This is a genomic window from Mediterraneibacter catenae, from assembly GCF_008691045.1.
Lineage (GTDB): Bacteria > Bacillota > Clostridia > Lachnospirales > Lachnospiraceae > Mediterraneibacter > Mediterraneibacter ornithocaccae.
Genome location: NZ_VMSO01000046.1, coordinates 1 through 4,331 on the forward strand (window position 1 = coordinate 1; position 4,331 = coordinate 4,331).

The 4,331-nt window shown below is 46.2% G+C and carries 4 protein-coding genes and 1 pseudogene; 4 read left to right on the forward strand and 1 reads right to left on the reverse strand.

What is annotated here, in order from left to right:
• The 3 genes and pseudogenes from FNY66_RS15215 to FNY66_RS15225 all read left to right on the forward strand — a co-directional run.
• Positions 1-492, forward strand: a pseudogene (locus FNY66_RS15215) (Mu transposase domain-containing protein); the annotation flags it as partial.
• A complete protein-coding gene (locus FNY66_RS15220; RefSeq protein WP_150311667.1) occupies positions 489-1,250 on the forward strand; it encodes an ATP-binding protein in 762 nt (253 codons plus the stop codon). The pseudogene FNY66_RS15215 and the gene FNY66_RS15220, both read left to right, overlap by 4 nt.
• Before the next feature lie 221 nt (positions 1,251-1,471).
• Positions 1,472-2,329, forward strand: coding sequence for an AraC family transcriptional regulator (locus tag FNY66_RS15225; protein ID WP_162607917.1), 858 nt, complete (start codon positions 1,472-1,474; stop codon positions 2,327-2,329).
• Positions 2,330-2,384: 55 nt separating this feature from the next.
• Here the strand turns inward: FNY66_RS15225 and FNY66_RS15230 are convergent, their stop codons facing one another.
• Positions 2,385-3,260 (reverse strand): carbon-nitrogen hydrolase family protein, encoded by an 876-nt coding sequence (locus FNY66_RS15230; protein WP_087152613.1) that lies wholly within the window; start codon positions 3,258-3,260, stop codon positions 2,385-2,387.
• Between the two features lie 427 nt (positions 3,261-3,687).
• On the opposite strand from FNY66_RS15230, the gene FNY66_RS15235 reads away from it, so the two are divergent.
• Entirely contained in the window at positions 3,688-4,188 is a 501-nt protein-coding gene (locus tag FNY66_RS15235) for a DUF6431 domain-containing protein (protein ID WP_150311668.1), read from the forward strand.
• The last annotated feature ends 143 nt before the right edge of the window (positions 4,189-4,331 follow it).

Consider the following 4,331-nt stretch of genomic DNA (forward strand, 5'->3'; position numbering starts at 1 on the left):
ACGTATCACGGAAAACCTGCAATGCTCAAAGCTACAATGAGTGAGATAAGGATCTGTGATGAGAATAATAGGCTTTTGTGTAAGCATGTACGCTCCTATAAGGATTTTCCGCGTTATATCACAGACGACAGTCATATGCCTCCGGAACACCTGTATTACAAGGAACTGAATGCACATGACGGGGCGTATTACCGCAGATGGGCATCCGTTTATGGAGAGTCCATGGTTACGCTCATTGATCGTATTCTCCGCAGTGTCAAGCATGAAGAGCAGGCATACAACAGCTGCAAGGGCATTCTGCATATGTGCAATGATGTCCCGCGTCATATCGCAGCGGAAGCGGCTCAGATTTGTATTGATGCATCTGCATGCAAGTACACTTACTTCAAGAAAGCCCTTAGCCGTCTGGTTAACCACGAACCGACAGGAAACAGAGCAGCCGGGCATCTTCCGGAACATGAAAACATCAGAGGGAGGGACTGCTATCAATGAATGAAAATCTTTCCCTTACTCACGAGGAACTCCTGATCTGTGAACGCCTGCGTTCCCTGAGGATGTCCGGAATGGCAGATGCATTTGAAAGCCAGATGCTGGATCCGAATGCCGATCTGGCGCCCTTCATTGAACGGTTCACGGAGATCGTAAACCATGAATGGCAGATACGATACGACAAAAAGTTTAAACGCTATCTGAAACAGGCACATCTGCGCTATCCGGATGCTGATCTGGATGAAACCATTTATGATCCTGCAAGAAAACTGGACACAGATGCAATTGAGCGGCTGGCAACCTGCCATTGGATTGATGAAGGAAAGAATCTCCTGATTACCGGGATGACAAGCAGCGGGAAAACACATCTAAGCAATGCCTTGTGTATCTCTGCTCTTCGCCAGCTGAAGACGGTGCGATATATCCGTGCAAACACGCTCATGCTTGAACTGGAGCAGGCCAGACTGAAGTCAACCTATCTGGAATACGTTACCGCGCTGTCCAAACTTGATCTGCTTGCGATTGATGACTTTGGTCTCATGGAGCTGGATCTGGATAAATGCCGTGATCTCTTCGAAGTAATCGATGGACGGGATGGATGCAGGTCCACAATCATCATTTCACAGTTTCCGATCAAGTCATGGTTTGATCTGTTCAGGGAACATACTTATGCGGATGCATGTCTTGCCCGTATTACTGATAAGCGACATAGCTATCGGCTTGAAATGAATGGTATCAGTATGCGCGAAGCTGAGAAATAAGCATCTGTCATCAGAGGGATGATGCTCCGCACCGTTTAAAATGGACTGAGCGCACCGTTGGTGCGGAGCATATGCCCCCTTTTACTGGAATTTACAGATAAGGAATCCACTCCAAAATGAAATGTATTTTCTTGATATATTTTTGTATTATTCTGCATTTTCTATTTACAAATGAGGGGTTTCAAACTAGAATATTAAGAACAAAAAGTGAGGTGTTTTCCATGTGTCAGCAGCAGTATGACATCACATATGAAGACTTGAACCCGGTTTTTCTGTACACTACCCATGGGATCCGCCGTTCGTCAGAGCAGCCCCATAGCCATGATTTTCCGGAGATTGCCGTGATTCTGGACGGCACAGGCGAGTTCTGCGTAGACGGCAGCACTCTTCCTGTTAAAAAAGGAGATCTTCTGCTCTTTAATCCGGGCGTAATGCATCAGAGCAGACATATATCCGATTCTCATCAGGCGGCTGAATTCTATACCGCTTTTACCAACCTGCGCTTCAGAGATATGGACGAAAACCAGATCTGCTTTCCCGGGAAACCAGTTCTCCTGCATCCGAAGGAGAAGGTCTTCCTCCAGATATCTCGTCTGGCGGAGGCAATGATGGTTGAAGCCTGCCACACAGAGCCGGGGCGGTACTTTATGCTGAAGTCCTATCTGACACAGCTGATCCTGCTGCTCTACCGGGAGCAGGCTGGATCTGCCAGCGCAGCCGGAACCGGATATTACTTCGAATCAAATAATAAAAAATATATCGTAGAACAGGTAGTGGACTACTTTGAGCGCCATTTCTCCGAGAAAATTTCCCTGGATCAGATTGCGCGCAATATGTACCTGAGTCCTTTCTACATCTCTCGCCTGTTCAAAAACGAAGTAGGAGACACACCTATCAATTATCTGATCAGTCTGCGTATGAAAGAAGCCGAACAGCTGCTTCTCGCCCAACCGGATGCCAGTGTTCAGGATATCGCCAAAAGTGTGGGCTATGAGGACGCTTACCATTTCAGCAAGGTTTTTAAGAAGCATTTTGGCATCTCTCCGTCTAACTTCAGAAAGAGCCGGGAAAAAGTATAGCGCACAGACATCTGATTTTCTCTGTCTGTGCGTTACATTTATCCATGCATTATATTTATATCTGAAGCGGCTGTGCGATATGTCCATATGCCTCAGGAAGCCTATCCGCATATACCGGGTATCTTCCATACATTTCGATTTCCTTTTGCACTTCGGCTTCTGCAAAAACGATTCCTTCTTCCCATCCTGTACATGCCGCCTCTTCTCCAATAGGAGTAGGGCGCGTAATGCGGCTGTGTCCGCAATAATATACATCTCCCACTTTTCCAATCTGATTTGACGAGAGGAAGAAGACTGTATTTTCAGCAGAACGGACTTTATCGTACATGTTATAAAGTCCAAGATACATATCGTTATCATCCTTTGCATCTGTATTGCTTCCTACAGGCCAAGCGGAGGGCATGGCTATAATCTCGGCACCCTGTGCATACAATTCTCGCGCCGATTCCGGAAAAGCCTTATCATAACAGATCATCAGTCCGATTTTTCCTATCTCCGTATCAAATACAGAAAACTTGTGTCCCCGCCTGTAAATCGGTTTTTCAGGCGCTGTCTGGTGAACTTTACGATATTTTCCAACATACCCTTCCGGTCCGACAAGTACAGCCGTGTTGTAAAGGATTTCTAATTTCTCAGATTCACGCTCTGTCATGCTCCAGACAATGTACATATTCTTCTCTTTTGCCTTGCCTATCAGAAGTTGTGTACTTGCTCCTTCTGGTATCAGCTCGGCATTTTCCAGCTGATATATCCGGTCCTCTTCCGTAACTTCCGGAAAACTCCGGGGCGGAGCCTGGAGCGACTGTTCTGGGAAAACAATAAGCCGGGCGTTCTTCTCTGCCGCTTTATCAATATACTTAAAATATTGCTGAAGATTGGCCTCCTTGGAATAAACAGGTGTAAAGCTTGTTGTTGCAAGTGTAATTTTCATAAGATGATCCCCTTCTCATTCTCATAGTTTTTGCAGTGAATTCTGTTTTCCGGCCGGAACACACGGTACAACAGAGTACCACATCTTCCCTGCATTCAATTATTTCCTGATGTTCATCTTAGCATACAGAGTAGTTGAAGACAAAAGAATAAATACGCAAAATTCTGACAAAAGTGGATTCCATCTGATAAAAACACCATGAAATATGATTTAAACCTTTAATAGAATCATGAGTGTTGTTGATTTCTTAAAATAGCATATTCATGATCTACTTGCCTGTCAGCGGATTGCTCTGTATACTGTCATAAGACTACAGAAAGAAAAAGTCTCAGAGCACCCTCCCTGGAAAGTCGTGTACTCTGAGACCCGGTTATAAAAACCATGGTTATTATATCAGAATACACACTGACCTACAAGGCGGACTCCGGTGTTTTTTGTTGTGAGCAGTGATGACACCCCTGTCTGCCCCGTCTGTGGCGGTACTTTGAAGTACCGCGATACCAGACCACGTATCCGGAAGAAGGAAGGCGGCCTGAAAGAGTATCTTATGATCCGCAGGCTCCGCTGTACGGAATGCCACCGACATCACAACGAGCTTCCTGATTGCCTTGTACCCCACAAGCATTATGAAGCCGAGGTGATCTCCGGCGTGCTCGACGGGATCGTAACATCGGAGGATGCTGATTCGGAAGACTCTCCTTCCCTGCTGGCCATGTTACGATGGCTTCAGTGGTTCCAGATGAACCTCGCAAATATTGAAGGATCCCTGCGCAATGCCGGATACCGGATACTTGGATTGGGAGAAGAACTTCTTTTCTCCCATGCATCACTGCTCGATACCATACGCCAAACACATCAGGACTGGCTGGAGCGTATCCTCCGTATCATCTACAACAGCGGCGGTTTTTTACCTGCTGTACCGTGGTGATGCTATTGCACCTGTTTTGATTCGTCTGTCACCGGGCCAGCAGGTATAGTGGTCTCAGAAGGAGGTCACTATATATGAATACCAATACAAACAGAATCAAACAATGGCAGGAACAGGAAGCCCTTTCCCGGTTCCAGCTGATC